This is a genomic window from Allomuricauda ruestringensis DSM 13258, from assembly GCF_000224085.1.
Lineage (GTDB): Bacteria > Bacteroidota > Bacteroidia > Flavobacteriales > Flavobacteriaceae > Flagellimonas > Flagellimonas ruestringensis.
Genome location: NC_015945.1, coordinates 1933550 through 1950743 on the forward strand (window position 1 = coordinate 1933550; position 17194 = coordinate 1950743).

Consider the following 17194-nt stretch of genomic DNA (forward strand, 5'->3'; position numbering starts at 1 on the left):
AAAACACAAGTAAAACTATCACTATGAAGCATATAGCCTGGATTCTTCGTTCTTAAATGGGTCAATAATTGTAAAGTTTGAGACAAAAACAAACGAAATAAACGAAACGTTTAACAGATATCTATGTATTCGATAATCAGCAACATGTTTTTTTGTTAGAAATTGATAACCTTGTCAAGGGCATCATCAGCCTCCTTGTGGATGAAACTCGATTGATAGTTGATGGTCGTCTTTAAGTCACTATGACGATACAGTTTTTGGAGCATGAGCGGATGTATGTTGTCTCCTGCTATATTACCAAAGCTATGCCTGGCTATGTGCATAGTTAGTTTTTTATCGATTTTAGCCTTTTCAGCAATTGATTTTAGCCTGATATTGAGTTTTGAATTACCGTTTCTGAGTCTATTGTATACTTTTTTGGAGTCTGTTAGATCAACACCTTTCATTTCTGGAAAAATGAAATCATTGGCGTCTCGTTTCTCTTTTTTGTAATAATCCAGAATGGGATATACCTTCTCTGGGATTTTTAGACTGAGCAGTTTCGAGTTTTTACTCATTCTATAGTAAAGTCTCCCATCTCTAATATCACTCCAACGAGTCCTAAAAGCGTCTGATACCCTGATTCCCGCGAAATAAAAACAGTAGAGCCAAACATTTCTGGCATGGATTTCCAGTTCAGTTAGATCTGTTAATCTTTCTATTGTTAAGATCTCTTCAGTGGTAAGACCGATTTTTTCGCTTTCAGGGAATTTGATTTTGACCTTGCCGGCCCCAAAGGGGTAATGTTTTCTTTTGACAATTCCTTCCCGAATGGCCTTGTTGTAAAGAAGTCTAATGTAAACTAGGACGTTCATGACACTGACCTCTTTTAATGAATGTTTTTTTCTGAGATAAATTTTAAACCTCTTTAGAAACCGTTCATCAATATCATTAAAAGTCAATCCTTTGGTTTTGCAGAACTTCAAGATGTAGCTTGTATAGGCTGATTCAGCGATGAACCTTCCATGTTTTCCCGCTAATTCAGCTTCATCCAAATGTTCTTGGGCAAACTCGAAGAAACTAAGCTTTCTTTTAGCTCGATAAATTTCTTTCTTCATATAATGGACTGAGGCATCCTTGTCCTTTGTTTGGAGGGCCACCATCCCTTTTTTGGCCTCCCTAATCCTGGCCTTTATAAGCTTGTTCAATTTTTTGGAATCTGGATGAGTCTTTTTTACCCTCTTCTTTTTATCGTCCCAAAATTCTTTTCTTATACGTAGTCCAATATATTTGTATGTGGAACGGCGATTTTTTGTTATTCTAATCGCAAGAGGGCACTCACCCGTTTTATTGGGCTTTTTTCTCAAAATTATTTGTAAACTTGCAGCCATGTTTGTCCTGTTGGAAAGTCAAATCAGGAACAACATACTCTACTGGAAAGTACTGTTATAAATGTACTGAAAAATTGGTACAATATAAGTAAAACATTTATTGGTTTTCGATGGTTTTACTTGAATTCAAAGGAATCCATTAAAAATGTAACCAATTATAAATCAGTTGATTTGACCTATTTTGGTGCAAGATAGGGATGGCTTAGGATCTAGTGCCGCAAGGCGTGGGGGTTCGACTCCCTTCACCCGCACAAAAAGCTCTTCAGAAACTGAGGGGCTTTTTTTATTATCTAGTTAAAGGTTAAAATCCTGCAAACTTGTCTGACGGTAGTCAGGTTTAATGGCAGTTAGTTTAGTTTCTATAAGTTTTAAAGGAAAGTCCCCACTCGGACCTCCCCAAAGGGGAGAAGTTTCCCTCCTTGGAGGAATCAAGGGAGGACTTGATGCCAGATGTGACAAAGAATTCCGTTCTTTTTGAAAACTGTGGATTTTCAAATCCATAGCGGTTTATTTTAATCGGAAAATTACATTGTTTTCGGTTTCGTATGCCGTAAAATTTTTTGTATCAAAAAATCCCATTCTACATTTCCCTTTTGAAATCAGGTTCTTTTTAAACGCCGTTATTCAAGAATTTACCCGCTCCCTTTCCTGTTTAAAAACCTTCGAGATTGATAAGCACCGCCCCCAAATCGTTTAGGGTTTGATTAGATTGTGGGGAGTAACTTATATTACTTTTAACCTGCTTATTTGTACATTGGTCAAGAAATGCTACTTGTGATTAATGTATTTGGGAAGATGATAAAAATCAAAAATAAAAAGTTGATTTTTGAAATTATCCATAAGATTTTGTTAAAACGAGGGGATATTACTAAATTGAAATCGCTTAAGAGAGGAAAATAACCAGGTTAAGCATAAAAATGCAATAAGCAATTAATGTATAATGTTTTTATAATAAAGTTTTCCGATTTTAGTTCTACTTAATACAGAATATTGATATTTGTCAATATTTTTTACAATGGAACAAAACCAAACCAAAACTAACAAACTAAAAGACCAACGACGCTATGTACAAGGAAATATACTTGGTCGATGACGAAGACCTCGTGAATACGGTGAATGCGATTCACTTCAGAAGAATGGGAATGGAAGATAGGGTTAAGAGCTTTACCAATCCCGAATTGGCGCTAGATGACCTTAGATTTAGAGATAATCCTCAAACTAAAACGCTCATATTATTGGATATAAACATGCCCGAGATGAGCGGTTTCGAATTTTTGGAATTCATGATGCTAGAAGATTTTCCAATAACCAACGAAGTACTTTTGGTAACTTCTTCCGAGTCCGATGCGGATAAAGAAGAAGCAAAGAAGTATGAGAAATATGTAAAGGAATTTATTACAAAGCCTTTAAGAATTGAGCATTTGGAAGATTATCTGCAAAGCGCCAATAAATAGTTTTTAGTGTTCAACTACTAAAAAGTATTTGGTTCCCCTTTACCACGTAAGTTTTAAACGGCCCATTCTGATTAAATTTTGACTTTTGAAAAGGAAACAGACACTTATTCATAACAAGGTTGAAATCGTAGAGGATAGGGATGACGCTGTGTGGGCGATGGATTTGAATTATCGGCTGACCGCTTTTAATCCATCGTTTAAGATAAGACTTAAATGTGAGGGGTGGGACAAAGCCGACCGAGGTATGGATCTAAGAGCTGTATATCGGTCGGGAAGTTTCTTTAAACCATGTGAACAGGGATGCGAACGGGCCTTTGACCGTTTCGCAACCACTTCTAAACACACTTTTGAACAAAAAGGGGAAGTAGTGGTGCATGAGTTTTCGTTTCAACCTTTTATGAACAGTTCAGGAAAGGTAATCGGTTGCTGTATTTGGCAAAAAGATATAACGCAGGAAGTGGACAACAATCATCGTTTGCTCGAAAGCGAAAGAAAGTATCGTGAAGCCCAAGAAGTTGCCAATATTGGGCATTGGGGCTGGGATATGAAAGATGACAAAATTGTTTGGTCCAACCAATTGTTTCGAATCTTTGAACAAGACCCTGGGAAATTTAAGGCAACCTTTGAGGCATTATCGGAAATTATCCATCCAGATGACCGCCAAGCGTTTATTGATGATGTTCAAACCAGCATCGAGGAAAACAAAATGCACGACATTACCCATAGAATTGTTTTGGGTAACGGTGAAATACGATATGTGCACCAAAAAGGTAGGGCTTATTACGATGAGCATGGCAAACCCAAGTACATGTCCGGTACGACACAAGATGTGACCAAAGCGGTACTGTCCAATCATCAAATAGTGCAGCAAAACCAAGAGCTTCAGAATTTTGTTAGAATCATATCGCACAATCTACGAGGGCCTATATCCAACCTTTTAATGTTGTCCAAAATTTATGAATGGGGTAAAGATGAAATAAACGATGACATTGTAAAAAAGATTGAACATACAACCGAGGCACTTGATCAGACCATTAAAGACCTCCACCTTTCCCTATCATTAAAGTCTGCTGACAAGAAAAAATTCAGAGAGGTGTGCCTTAAAGATGTGATGAAAGATGTGAATGGGTTGTTAACAGAGGAAGTCACGAAGCAAAAGGCGTCGATACGAACCGATTTTTCGCAAACGGATACCGTGTTCGGAGCCAAAAGCTATGTAGTAAACATTTTTTACAACCTAATTCTTAATGCAATACATTACGCTAAGGATGGTGTTCCTGCCATAATAAATATTTCTACCTATCAAACAAAGGAAACGGTAATTTTAAAATTTGCCGACAATGGTATCGGAATGGAGCTCACACCCGAAAAGGAACGAAAAATATTTGATATGTATGGAAGGCTCAGTGGAGCAACCGAAGGTAAAGGGTTTGGACTTTACTTGGTAAAGACCCAAGTGGAAGCCATGGAGGGGAAAATTGAGGTAGAAAGTGAGAAGGAAGTGGGGAGTACATTTACCATAACACTTCCCAACAAGGTATAGTAACCTAAAAGGGCAAACGCCCCAAATCCACATTGCCCCCAGAGATAATAATACCTACTTTTTTATTGGAGAGTTTTTCCCTTCTTTTAAAAACAGTAGCCAAGGCTACGGCGCTGGAAGGTTCGCATACAATTTTAAGTCGCTCCCAAATCAATCGCATGGACAAAACAATTTCTTCTTCGGTTACGCGGATAATTTCTTCCACATGCTTTTGGATAATGGGAAAGTTTCTATCGCCCAATTGGGTTTTAAGACCATCTGCAATGGTATTGGTGGTTGTGTTGGTTTCTATTTTTCCGCTTTGCAATGACCGATAGGCATCATCCACCTCAAAAGGTTCCCCGCCAATGGTTTTACAATGATTTCCAAAGTAAAGCACAGAAAGCGCTGAGCCAGCAACCAAACCACCCCCACCAACTGGGGCAATCACATAATCAATGTCCGGATGTAGCTCCAACAGTTCTTTACAGGCAGTTCCTTGCCCTAAAATAACATGGTCGTTGTTGGAAGGGTGAATAAAAGTAGCCCCGTGCTTGTTTACAATCCGTTCAGATTCATGTTCCCTGGCCGCTAAGGTGGATTCACATTCAATCAAAATTCCACCGTATCCCTTCACCGCTTCTTTTTTTACCTGGGGAGCCGAACTCGGCATTACAATATAGGCTTTTACCCCCAGGCTTTGAGCTGAAAGGGACAAGGCTTGAGCAAAATTGCCCGAAGAATGGGTGACCACGCCATTTCGTTTCTGTTCGTCCGTAAGTTGCATTATGGCATTGGCTGCCCCACGCATTTTAAATGCACCCATACGCTGAAAGTTTTCGCACTTAAAAAACAAATGGGCGCCCGCCATCTCGTCAATGAGGCGGGAAATGAGTACAGGAGTGTTGTGGATAAAAGGTTTTATCCGCTCGTGGCAGTCTATTAGTTCTTGTTTGTCCATAAAATTACCTTGTACCGATTTTTGTAGAAATTAAATCATGGTAAAGATAACAATGGGATGTTAATTGCGCGACTCTACTTCTTCCTCTTCTTCCTTGGCCTTTGCCGAAATACCTTCCATGCCCAGTTCAGGTATCACTAACAATGGTATTTGGGTATGGAACGCCGTTCTTTTGATAATGGGCTCACGAGTCATTTTTTCCATATAGCTGTGCTGGTAATTGAGCATCGCCAACAGATGAATGCCTAATTCCTTAGAAAAGGTTTCCAGGGTATGGGAAACGGAATTGAGTTCCGAAACGGTATGCACATAGTGCTCTACATCGTTCAGATAGCGGCGCAGCATGTTCAGGTTGAACTGTTGTAGTTCCGTCAATGCCTTTATGCCATATTGTACATGCACAATCCGAATGGTGGCTTTGAACATCTTTGCCATGTCCAATAGTGGTGATAGTTCGGATGTAGTGTAAAATCTATTAAAATCCGTGGCAAATGCAATCTCCGAAGGCGTAACATATTCAAAATGATAGGGTATGGCCAAAACAGGACATTTTTTAGTGCTTTTTATAATCCGTACCGTGTTGCTGCCCATAAATACCTCATCCACTCCAGATGCTCCTTTTGTGCCGGTAACTACCATATGGATACCAAAAGTTTCCACAATATCTTTTACCTCTTCCACCAATAGGTTAAAAGAAGAAATGGTCTCGAAACTGTGATTGGGGTTGCCATATTTGGTTTTTATCCGTTCCACTGTTTTGTTCAATTCCCGTTCAGAATTTTCCCGGACTGCATCCACAATCCGAACCCCATCAATCATTTTTGCCATAAATCGGCTACTGGGAATAACGGGGGTATAGGTGTTGAGCAAATAAAAAGTACAGCGCCTGTTGCGGAACAATTGCATGGCATAATCAATGGCGTTCCACGCGTTTTCCGAAAAATCCGTAGGTATTAATATCTTTTGCATCTGACTAAGATTTTCGATGCGATAAAATTAGACCTAAGGGCTAGGGGATACTATGACAATTGTCAGGTTTTGGAAAGTGAATTAAAAACCCTCGACCACTTCCAAAAGTTTGCGTTCATCCTTAATTCCAATTTTTTTACCAGAAGTATGAATCAAACCTTTCTTTTTGAATTCGGAAATGATTCTAATGGCAGATTCGGTTGCAGTGCCCACCACGTTGGAAATGTCCTCTCTGGACAAAGTAAGTGCCAGAAAACCATCGGCATCTTCGCCAAAATTGTTCTGGAGGTACAGAAACGCCTCGGCCATGCGTTGCTTTACGGTTTTTTGGGAAATATTGACGATTACATCATCGGCCTCCTTTAAATCGTGGGCCATGTGTCGCAAAACCTCTAAAGTAAAATTAGGGTTCTTTTGGAGTGTATTTGTGATACTGTCTTTTGGTATAAAACAAACTTCCATATCGTTTACGGCAACAGCGGAAAGATTGGTGATTTCTTGAGAAATCACCGAGCGTTGGCCCAGAACTTCGCCCTTGCTGGCCAATTTTACAATCTGATCTTTTCCGTTGGCGCTCAACTTGGAAAGTTTGGATACTCCGTTCCTTACACAATAGACCCCGTTGAGTTTATCACCCTCCTCAAATAAAGATTCACCCTTTTTTATGATCTTGGTGGTTTTGGTGTCGGAAACTTGCTTCAATTCCTCCTTGCTCATGGCACGGAGCGAGTTAAACTGTCGGATGATACAATTTTCACATCTACTTTCCATAATGTTTTGCTTACCTGATTCGGCAAACTTAAGGGTTAAACATTTACGAATTACTGATAAATATCATATTTTTAGGAAGAAGAGTATTACAAATTTGTACCAGGTAAAGCAAATGTGAAATGACAGACTCGACCTGTTATCATTGTGGAGACGAGTGCGGTAAAAGTTACGTTCAGTTTGATGATAAAGATTTTTGTTGCAATGGTTGCAAAACCGTTTACGAGATTTTTACGTCCAATGGCTTGTCCACCTATTACGAAATAGAAGGCAAGGCAGGAACCACGCCTAACGAAATCCGTCAGAAATACGATTTTTTGGACAACCAAGAAATTGTACAGAAACTTGTGGAGTTTGACGAAGAAGGCGTGCAGGTGGTGAGTTTGAGTATTCCCGCCATTCATTGCAGCTCCTGTATCTGGGTGCTGGAAAACCTGAACAAGCTACATTCGGCCATTAAAGTCTCTCAGGTCGATTTCCCAAAGAAAACCATCCGAGTTACCTATAAAACAGAAGATTTTTCCCTGAAAGCGCTAGTACTTTTGTTGGGCAGCATTGGGTACGAACCTTATATTTCTCTGGAGGAATACAACAAGAAAGCAAAAAAAGTAGACCGTTCCCTAATCTATAAGTTGGGTGTTGCGGGTTTTGCCTTTGGCAATGTAATGCTGTTCTCCTTTCCCGAGTATTTTGAAGTCGAAGAATTTTGGTTGGACCAATACAAGCAGGTTTTCCGCTGGTTGATGTTCGCCTTTTCCCTCCCTGTGGTGTTTTATGCTGGTCAAGATTATTTTATCTCGGCCTACAAGGGCATCCGTTCCAAATTATTGAATATTGATGTGCCCATTGCCTTGGGGATTTTGACTCTTTTTCTGAGAAGTACGGCTGATATTGTTTTTGATTTGGGTTCTGGCTTTTTTGATAGTCTCACGGGCTTGGTCTTTTTTCTGTTATTGGGGAAATTTTTTCAGCAAAAGACCTACGCCTACCTCTCATTTGAGCGGGATTACAAATCCTATTTTCCCATAGCCGTTACCCGTTTGAAGCAAAATGGAGAAGAAGAAAACATTCAAATTTATAATATCAAAGTAGGGGATAGGATACTGATTCGAAGCCACGAAATTATCCCTGTGGATTGCATCCTGATCAAAGGAAACGCAGAGATAGATTACAGTTTTGTAACGGGCGAATCCGAAGCAGTTTTTAAAGGATCGGGAGAAAAACTGTTTGCAGGCGGAAAACAGCTTTCAGGAGTTTTGGAAGTTAAAGTGTTAAAATCCGTTTCCCAAAGTTATTTGACGCAACTCTGGGGCAACTCCGTATTTTCCAAAGACAAGGCAAGTCAGTTCCAGACCCTTACCGATAGTATTGGAAAGCGATTCACCATTGCTGTTTTGAGTATTGCCACTGTGGCCACCATTTTTTGGCTGATTTTTGATCCAAGTTTGGCACTTAACGTGTTCACCTCGGTATTGATTATCGCCTGTCCGTGTGCCATTGCCTTGGCGGCCCCATTTACCTTGGGAAATATGCTACGCATTTTTGGGAAACATAAATTCTATTTGAAGAATACCAATGTAATTGAAAGGCTTTCCAAAATAGGTACGGCCATTTTTGATAAAACAGGAACCCTGACCACCAATGTAAAAGACACCATCCATTATGAAGGAATGGAACTGACCGAAGAGGAAACAGCACTTTTAAAGACAACCCTAAGGGCATCCAACCACCCGTTGAGCCGATCACTCTACACTATTTTAAAATCCAATGCCATCATGACTCTTGAGGAATTCCAAGAACATACCGGAAAAGGTATCGAGGGAAAATATAAGGAGCACTCCATAAAAGTGGGGTCGGCATCCTATGTGGGAGGGAGCAAGTCCAATACATTGACCAATACTTCGGTCTACGTAAGTGCCGATGAAGATTTTAAGGGACGGTTCGTGTTCAAAAACACCTATCGCGATGGGATGAGCCAAATTTTTGATGAGCTGTCCACCGATATGGAACTGGGCATTCTTTCGGGGGATAACGATGGGGAAAAAGAGCAGTTGCAAAAAGTACTTCCGGCAAAAACAAGAATGCTGTTCGACCAAAAACCCGAGGATAAGTTGGAATATATCAAACATTTACAGGAAAAACACAAAGTTTTGATGGTGGGCGATGGTTTGAACGATGCGGGGGCCTTGGCCCAAAGCGATGTGGGTTTGGCCGTTTCGGAGAACATCAACGTGTTCTCGCCAGCTTGTGATGGCATTTTGGATGCAAATAGGTTGCGAATGCTGCCAAAGTTCATAAAACTGTCCAAAAAGTCCATTCGCATTATAAAAATGAGTTTTTTGTTGTCGCTCTGTTACAATGTCGTGGGATTGTATTTTGCCGTTACAGGTCAGTTGCAACCTGTGATTGCTGCTATTCTGATGCCGTTGAGCTCTATCAGTATTGTGGTGTTCACCACCTTGGCGACCAATTACCTCGGTAAAGATTTAAAAATTTTAGAAAGCTGATTTATGTCATTTTTTGAGGAATACCATCATAGTAGTTTTATCCCTAAATTCAGGCAGGTATGAGTGTTATTTATGTGTTGTTGGCCATTAGCATAACGGTGGCCGTAATCTTTTTTGTAGCCTTTGTTTTCTCGGTAAAAAGCGGACAATACGATGACACCTATACCCCATCGGTAAGAATGTTGTTCGAGGATGAGGTGGTTAAGGACAAGGAAAAATCAAACCCAAATAAAAAGGAAATCAAACAAACTAAAAGTACAAACCAATAAATATGGAAATACAACAGTTCCGTTACGATAACAAAATCGTACAAAAGTTCTTATACGCTACCATTTTATGGGGCGTAGTGGGTATGTCAGTAGGCCTTTTGCTGGCCTTTATGTTTTTGTTCCCCAATGTTACAGAGGGTATTTCATGGTTGAGTTTTGGGCGTTTGCGTCCATTACATACCAACGCCGTGATCTTTGCATTTGTGGGGAACGCCATTTTTGCAGGGGTGTATTACTCGCTGCAACGCTTGCTGAAGGCAAGAATGTTCAGTGACGCCTTGAGCAACATCAACTTCTGGGGTTGGCAAATGATCATTGTCGCCGCAGCGATCACACTTCCATTGGGGTATACCACCACCAAGGAATATGCCGAGTTGGAATGGCCCATAGATATTGCCATTGCCATTGTGTGGGTAGTCTTTGGATGGAACATGATCGGTACCATCCTCAAAAGGCGACAAAGGCACTTGTATGTGGCTATCTGGTTCTACTTGGCCACATTTGTTACCGTTGCCGTGCTGCACATTTTTAATAGCTTGGAGCTACCGGTATCTGCACTGAAGAGTTATTCTGTGTATGCTGGTGTGCAAGATGCTTTGGTACAATGGTGGTACGGGCACAATGCGGTGGCATTCTTTTTGACCACGCCTTTCTTGGGGTTGATGTACTACTTTGTTCCCAAAGCGGCGAACAGGCCCATTTACTCCTATAGACTGTCCATCGTCCACTTTTGGTCGTTGATATTCATTTATATCTGGGCAGGTCCCCACCACTTGTTGTATTCTTCCTTGCCCGATTGGGCACAGAACTTGGGTGTGGTATTCTCCATAATGTTGCTGGCACCATCTTGGGGTGGTATGATCAACGGATTGTTGACCCTCCGTGGTGTTTGGGACAAAGTGCGTACCGATGCCACATTAAAATTTATGGTGGTAGCCATTACAGGTTATGGTATGGCTACCTTTGAAGGTCCCCTGTTGTCTTTGAAAAACGTAAATGCCATTGCTCACTTTAGTGACTGGATCATTGCCCACGTTCACGTAGGTGCTTTGGCCTGGAACGGATTCTTGACCTTTGGTATGATCTACTGGTTGGTGCCACGAATGTTCAAAACAAATTTGCACTCGAAAAGATTGGCGAACTTCCACTTCTGGATAGGAACCTTGGGTATTGTATTGTATGCCCTGCCCATGTACGTAGCTGGATTTACCCAAGCCTTGATGTGGAAAGAATTCAACCCAGATGGTACCTTGGTATACGGTAACTTCTTGGAAACTGTTACACAAATCATCCCCATGTATTGGATGAGGGCAATCGGAGGTTCGTTGTATATCCTTGGTATGTTCGTGTTGCTTTACAATATCGTGATGACAATCAGGTCTGGTAGCAAGGTTGAAGATGAAGCAGCAGAAGCTCCGGCATTGGAACGTGTTGCAAAACGAAGAGTGGCTGGCGAAACCTTCCACAATTGGTTGGAAAGAAAACCGGTTCAGCTGACCATCTTGGCCACCGTGGCTATTTTGATTGGGGGTATTGTTCAGATTGTCCCAACAATTTTGGTGAAATCCAACATTCCGACCATTACGAGTGTTAAACCGTATACTCCACTGGAATTGGAAGGTAGGGACCTTTACATTCGAGAAGGTTGTGTGGGTTGTCACTCGCAAATGGTCAGACCATTCCGTAGTGAGGTGGAACGCTATGGCGAATATGCCAAAGCGGGGGAGTTTGTTTACGACCACCCATTCCTTTGGGGCAGTAAGCGTACAGGTCCAGACTTGTTGCGCGTTGGGGGCAAATACTCCGATAGCTGGCATTTAAACCACATGTACGACCCTCAAAGTACCTCGGCAGGTTCCATAATGCCATCGTATGAGTGGTTGGTGACGGATGAACACGACCGTAGCGATGTTCAAGCTAAAATGGAGGCTATGGTAAAATTGGGTGTACCATATACTGATGATGACATTGCCAACGCTCCGCAATCCATGGCAGAGCAAGCAGCCCAAATAGAGAAGAGCCTGTACACAGACCCAGAATTCGAAAAAACCTACGAAGCGGATAAAAAATACGCAGAGGAAAACGGATTGGAATTTGTGGAAATGCGCGATCGCGAAATCGTAGCCTTGATTGCTTATCTGCAACGATTGGGCACCGATATTAAGATTACTAATACTGAAGAATAGAGAAAAAATCATGAACCAAGAGTCAAGACAGAAGCCATCAAAATATAGTGCCTTGATTCTTGCATCAAAAATCTAATATAACCATGTTGAAATTTGTAAAAGAACATATGGAAACCATTGATGGGATAGCCAACTACCCCATGGTTTCCCTGCTCATCTTCTTTGTCTTTTTCGTTCTCTTGTTCTGGTGGGTATTTACCGCTACCAAGGAACACATAAGGGAGATGTCCGAACTGCCATTGGATAACGATGATCAACAACACAAACTATAACATTATGAGTACAAAAACACCTTGGTGGATACGAGTCCCGGTTTTATTCTTTTTGATCTTCGGATTGATGGAGTTTTTTATAGACTCCGGTGACAAACCCGCAATACTTGAATATCCCATCACGCAGTTTTTTATGCTGTTGGTATTGATGATCCTTATTGCCATTGAATTGATTTTGAATTCTATAGAGAACATTATGTTCCAAACCCTTTCCGAAGAAAGCAAGGAACGTTACCTGGAAACCAAAAGCAAGAAATTTGAATGGACATGGGCCAAAAACCTCATGAAAAAATTGACCAAGAGCCGAGCCATTGAAAAAGAAGGTGAAATTGTCTTAGATCACAATTATGATGGTATCCGCGAGCTGGACAATGTGCTCCCGCCTTGGTGGGTGTACCTTTTCTACGCGACCATTGTTTTTGCAGTTGTTTATTTAGTGCGCTTCCACGTTATTGGAGATTATACACAGGAACAGGAATACGAACAGGAGGTGGCCGCTGCCCAAGCAGCTATTGAGGAGTATAAAAGAACTGCCAAAGACTTGGTGGATGCCAGTACTGTGGAGTTCCTTTCGGATGAATCCGACTTGGCTGCAGGAGAGAAAATATTCCAGACCAATTGTGTTGCTTGCCACATGGCCGATGGCGGAGGGGGAATTGGACCAAACCTGACCGATAAGTATTGGATTTTGGGTGGAGGCATCAAAAATGTGTTTTCCACAATTTCCGAAGGGGGCCGCGATGGTAAAGGGATGATTGCATGGAAACAAACCTTAAAACCGGTCGAAATGGCTCAGGTGGCCAGTTACATAATTACTTTGGGTGGAACCACACCTGCCAATCCAAAGGAACCTGAAGGGGATATTTGGGTAGATCCAGATGCTCCTGATGAAAATTAAGCAAACCGAACCTGATACGAAAAGCTGTGCCCCAAGAATTGGGGCCGGGTTCAGGTTCTGGATAAGTTGCATCGAAACTCCCCTTGGGAGCGATGGTATCAAAACATTTATCCACAAACCACAAATGTGATGGAAGAGAATTTTAGGGATTCCATAGGCACAATTACAGAAGAAGGGAAAAGAAATTGGATTTTCTCCAAGAAACCCAGTGGACGGTATTACAATTACCGAAAGTACGTTAGTTACTTTCTACTTATTTTCTTGATTGCAGCCCCTTTTGTTAAGATCAATGGGCACCAATTTTTGCTGTTCAATGTGTTGGACAGGCGTTTCAATATATTCGGACTTCCGTTTTGGCCCCAGGATTTTCACTTGATTGTGGTGTCCATGATTATAGGGGTTGTTTTTATAGCACTATTTACAGTGGCCTACGGACGTATTTTCTGTGGGTGGATGTGCCCGCAGACCATTTTTTTGGAAATGGTATTCCGTCGTATTGAATATTGGATAGATGGAGATCGCGGAGCCCAGATGCGTTTGGCCAAAGCACCTTGGACCGGCAAAAAAATCAGGAAAAGAGTGTTGAAGTGGATTATTTTCTTCATCATCTCCTTTTTTATTGCCAATGTGTTCTTGGCGTACTTGATTGGAAGTGATCAGCTCCTATCATATATTACCGATGGTCCCATGGCACATTTAGGTACCATGGTCCCGTTGCTGATTTTCACAGGGGTGTTTTATTTCATCTTTGCGTGGTTCAGGGAACAGGTATGCATCATTGCTTGCCCTTATGGAAGGTTACAAGGTGTGCTTTTGGACAATAAATCCATAGTTGTGGCCTATGATCACAAACGTGGTGAAGGTGAAAACGGACGTAAAAAGTTCAGAAAAAATGAAGATCGGGAAGCACTAGGACATGGTGATTGTATTGATTGCCTCCAATGCGTGAATGTTTGCCCCACGGGGATAGATATCCGTAACGGAACCCAATTGGAATGTGTAAACTGTACCGCTTGTATTGATGAGTGCGATCACATTATGGAAAGTATCAATAAACCCAAAGGGTTGATCAGGTACGCCAGTGAGGACGAGATCACCAATAAAAACAAGTTCAAGTTCACGCCACGTATGAAAGGCTATACGGCAGTACTTGTTGTGCTAACGGGCGTCCTTATTGGAATGCTGTTCATGAGAAACGAGGTCGAGGCCAACGTGCTACGCTTGCCGGGCCAGTTGTACGAGCGCAAGGAAAACAATATCATCAGTAATGTGTACACCTATAAATTAGTGAACAAAACCACAAAGGATATCGAAAATGTTTCTTTTGAACTGATGTCGCACAATGGGGAGATCAAGATGGTTTCCCAAGATAAATTTACCGTTTCTGCGGAAGAAATGGCAGAAGGGACATTGTTCATAGAAATAAACGCTTCTGCACTGAACGGAGATAAGGATAAGTTGAGGATAGGGGTGTATAGTGGCGATAAGCTCATAGAAACTACAGTGACCCAGTTTTTGGCACCGAGGAGTTATAATTAAAAGATAATAAGATGAAAATTAATTGGGGAACAGGAATCGTATTGGCATTTATAGGTTTTATCACCTTCATTCTATACTTCGTCTTCAGGATGAGCACGGATGATAGTGCCAACCACGATTTGGTGACAGAGGAATATTATAAAAAAGAATTGTCCTATCAGCAGGAGATAGATGCATCAAAAAAGGCTACGGAAATGAATGCCAACCTAAAGGTTGAAAAAACAGATGAAGGTTTGGTGGTTTATTTTCCAGAGCGTTTCGACTCCAAAAAAATAAGTGGAACAGTGTCCCTATACAGACCGTCTAACAAGCACTTGGACACAAACTTTCCTATAAGTTTGTCCAATACACATTTGCTCATACCTGACAATCGCTTGGTAGACGGTCGCTGGGACATTTCCATAAACTGGGAATACCAAGGTAATTCCTTTTTACATAAAGAAAAATTGGTGTACTGATCATGTTGACATCTGCATTGGTTCTGGGACTTTTGGGAAGCCTGCACTGCTTGGGTATGTGTGGGCCAATTGCCTTTATGCTGCCTTTGGACCAAAACAATGGTGTAAAAAAGACTGCACAACTATCCATCTACCACTTTGGGAGACTATTGGCATACGGAGTGATTGGTTTGTTGTTTGGACTTTTGGGCAAGGGATTGTCACTGTTTGGCATTCAGCAAAAGCTATCCATTGGAATAGGGGTGCTTATGATTGTACTGGTACTCATCCCAGGAAAATACCTGAACGGACATAAACTATTATCACCCATATATTCCATTATTGGGAAGGTGAAATCCAAACTGGGGGCAGAACTCAAAAAGAAGACGCCCGATACCTTTTTGACCATTGGCTTTTTGAACGGCTTTTTGCCCTGTGGTCTGGTGTATATGGCGCTTTTGGGGGCTATTGCCATGGGCAGTCCTTTGGAAGGCGGTTTTTATATGATGATTTTTGGTCTGGGAACTGTGCCACTAATGTCATTGGTGGTATATTCAAAAGGAATGTTCAGTACAACCATTAAATCCAAAATACAGAAATTGATACCGGTATTTGTGGTCATCATCGGTATATTGTTTATTGTACGTGGGCTGGGATTGGGAATACCCTATGTTTCCCCAAAGGCCGCACCTGCAGATTCAGTATCGGCGACCATTGAATGCCATCAACCCTAAAAATATAATCCAAAATGAAAATAACATCAGCGGAAGAAGCGGTAGGAATTGTAAAATCAGGCGACCGGGTCTTTTTCCAAGGAGCGGCCATGACCCCAAATGAGTTGATCGATGCACTCTGTGAGCGTCACGATGAATTGAAGGATGTAGAGATCATTTCCATCCACACCGAAGGGGATGCAAAGTATACCAGAAAACCCTATTGTGATGCTTTTACCTTGAATGCCTGTTTTGTGGGGGGCAACGTACGGACCTTCGTAAACACCTATATGGGCGACTATATTCCGGTTTTTTTGAGTGAAATACCTTGGCTGTTTGCCGATGAATATTTGCCCTTGGATGTGGCCTTTGTACAAGTATCCCCACCGGACAAGCATGGATATTGTTCCTTGGGAGTTTCGGTGGATGTGGCATTGCCAGCGATTCGAACGGCAAAAAAAATCGTGGCACAGATAAATCCACAGGTACCCAGAACCCACGGTACTGGAATTGTCCATGTGGACGAGATATCTTATGCCATAGAGATCGATAGGGCCATTCACGAACATAATCCGACCGAAATATCGGAAGTAGAACATCAAATAGGCAGACATGTAGCATCCTTGATTGAGGATGGCGCTACCTTGCAAATGGGAATTGGGAACATACCCAACGCAGTGCTGTCCAACTTGGAAAACCATAAAAACTTGGGTATTCATACCGAAATGTTTTCTGATGGAGTATTGCCCTTGTTGGAAAGTGGTGTTATCAACGGAAAAGAAAAAACGGTTAAACGAGGTAAAATTGTGGCTTGTTTTGCTGTAGGTTCCCGTAAGCTTTATGATTTTATAGACGATAACCCGATATGTGATTTTAGAGACTCGGGGTATACCAACGATACGGCCAGAATCCGAAGAAACCCAAAAGCAACCGCTATCAACAGTGCCATAGAAATTGACCTTACGGGTCAAGTTTGCGCGGATACTATTGGCGGGTACCAATTCTCTGGAGTAGGTGGTCAAATGGATTTTATGCGTGGGGCATCGCTTTCTAAAGGAGGAAAGCCCATTATTGCCATGTCGGCCACTACCAAAAAAGGTGTTTCCAAAATAACACCCTTTTTAAAACAGGGAGCAGGGGTGACCACCACACGTGCCCACATGCACTACGTGGCCACGGAATATGGTGTGGTGAATCTTTTTGGGAAAAATCTGCAACAGAGAGCCAAAGCGTTAATTTCCATAGCGCATCCAGACCATAGGGAGGAATTGGAAAAAGCTGCTTATGCAAGATTCCACGGCTAAAGATTTACAGGTTTAAAAGCAATAA

Annotated in this window: 15 protein-coding genes; 11 read left to right on the forward strand and 4 right to left on the reverse strand. The window is 41.6% G+C overall.

The window, feature by feature from the left end:
- Window positions 1-155: 155 nt before the first annotated feature.
- The gene (locus MURRU_RS08690; protein ID WP_014033089.1) at window positions 156-1370 is read right to left on the reverse strand and encodes a site-specific integrase; all 1215 of its coding nucleotides are present in this window, start codon (window positions 1368-1370) and stop codon (window positions 156-158) included.
- A gap of 1064 nt (window positions 1371-2434) precedes the next feature.
- On the opposite strand from MURRU_RS08690, the gene MURRU_RS08700 reads away from it, so the two are divergent.
- Together MURRU_RS08700 and MURRU_RS08705 are read left to right on the forward strand one after the other, a co-directional pair.
- Window positions 2435-2824, forward strand: coding sequence for a response regulator (locus tag MURRU_RS08700; protein WP_014033091.1), 390 nt, complete (start codon window positions 2435-2437; stop codon window positions 2822-2824).
- 85 nt (window positions 2825-2909) lie between these two features.
- Window positions 2910-4367, forward strand: a complete 1458-nt coding sequence (locus tag MURRU_RS08705; protein ID WP_014033092.1) for a sensor histidine kinase — start codon at window positions 2910-2912, stop codon at window positions 4365-4367.
- Between the two features lie 4 nt (window positions 4368-4371).
- Here MURRU_RS08705 and MURRU_RS08710 read toward each other — a convergent pair whose 3' ends face one another.
- From MURRU_RS08710 to MURRU_RS08720, 3 genes are all read right to left on the reverse strand, one after another.
- Complete coding sequence (locus MURRU_RS08710; RefSeq protein ID WP_014033093.1) at window positions 4372-5307, reverse strand: threonine/serine dehydratase; 936 nt, start codon at window positions 5305-5307, stop codon at window positions 4372-4374.
- A 60-nt stretch (window positions 5308-5367) separates the two neighbouring features.
- The gene (locus MURRU_RS08715) at window positions 5368-6276 is read right to left on the reverse strand and encodes a universal stress protein (protein WP_014033094.1); all 909 of its coding nucleotides are present in this window, start codon (window positions 6274-6276) and stop codon (window positions 5368-5370) included.
- Window positions 6277-6357: 81 nt separating this feature from the next.
- Window positions 6358-7047, reverse strand: coding sequence for a Crp/Fnr family transcriptional regulator (locus tag MURRU_RS08720; RefSeq protein WP_014033095.1), 690 nt, complete (start codon window positions 7045-7047; stop codon window positions 6358-6360).
- Window positions 7048-7166: 119 nt separating this feature from the next.
- Between MURRU_RS08720 and MURRU_RS08725 the strand changes: the two genes are divergently transcribed.
- The 9 genes from MURRU_RS08725 to MURRU_RS08765 all read left to right on the forward strand — a co-directional run bounded on the left by MURRU_RS08725 (window position 7167) and on the right by MURRU_RS08765 (window position 17169).
- Window positions 7167-9551: a heavy metal translocating P-type ATPase gene (locus MURRU_RS08725; protein WP_014033096.1), complete on the forward strand. Its 2385-nt coding sequence runs from the start codon at window positions 7167-7169 to the stop codon at window positions 9549-9551.
- 59 nt (window positions 9552-9610) lie between these two features.
- Window positions 9611-9820 (forward strand): cbb3-type cytochrome oxidase assembly protein CcoS, encoded by a 210-nt coding sequence (gene ccoS, locus MURRU_RS08730; protein WP_014033097.1) that lies wholly within the window; start codon window positions 9611-9613, stop codon window positions 9818-9820.
- A gap of 2 nt (window positions 9821-9822) precedes the next feature.
- Window positions 9823-12006, forward strand: a complete 2184-nt coding sequence (gene ccoN / locus MURRU_RS08735; protein WP_014033098.1) for a cytochrome-c oxidase, cbb3-type subunit I — start codon at window positions 9823-9825, stop codon at window positions 12004-12006.
- Window positions 12007-12089: 83 nt separating this feature from the next.
- Window positions 12090-12278, forward strand: coding sequence for a hypothetical protein (locus tag MURRU_RS08740; protein WP_014033099.1), 189 nt, complete (start codon window positions 12090-12092; stop codon window positions 12276-12278).
- A 4-nt stretch (window positions 12279-12282) separates the two neighbouring features.
- Window positions 12283-13176: a cbb3-type cytochrome c oxidase N-terminal domain-containing protein gene (locus MURRU_RS08745; RefSeq protein WP_014033100.1), complete on the forward strand. Its 894-nt coding sequence runs from the start codon at window positions 12283-12285 to the stop codon at window positions 13174-13176.
- Between the two features lie 129 nt (window positions 13177-13305).
- Complete coding sequence (ccoG, locus tag MURRU_RS08750) at window positions 13306-14715, forward strand: cytochrome c oxidase accessory protein CcoG (RefSeq protein WP_014033101.1); 1410 nt, start codon at window positions 13306-13308, stop codon at window positions 14713-14715.
- Between the two features lie 11 nt (window positions 14716-14726).
- The gene (locus MURRU_RS08755) at window positions 14727-15173 is read left to right on the forward strand and encodes a FixH family protein (protein WP_014033102.1); all 447 of its coding nucleotides are present in this window, start codon (window positions 14727-14729) and stop codon (window positions 15171-15173) included.
- 2 nt (window positions 15174-15175) lie between these two features.
- Window positions 15176-15886: a sulfite exporter TauE/SafE family protein gene (locus tag MURRU_RS08760; protein ID WP_014033103.1), complete on the forward strand. Its 711-nt coding sequence runs from the start codon at window positions 15176-15178 to the stop codon at window positions 15884-15886.
- A gap of 14 nt (window positions 15887-15900) precedes the next feature.
- Window positions 15901-17169, forward strand: coding sequence for an acetyl-CoA hydrolase/transferase family protein (locus MURRU_RS08765; RefSeq protein WP_014033104.1), 1269 nt, complete (start codon window positions 15901-15903; stop codon window positions 17167-17169).
- Window positions 17170-17194: the final 25 nt, after the last annotated feature.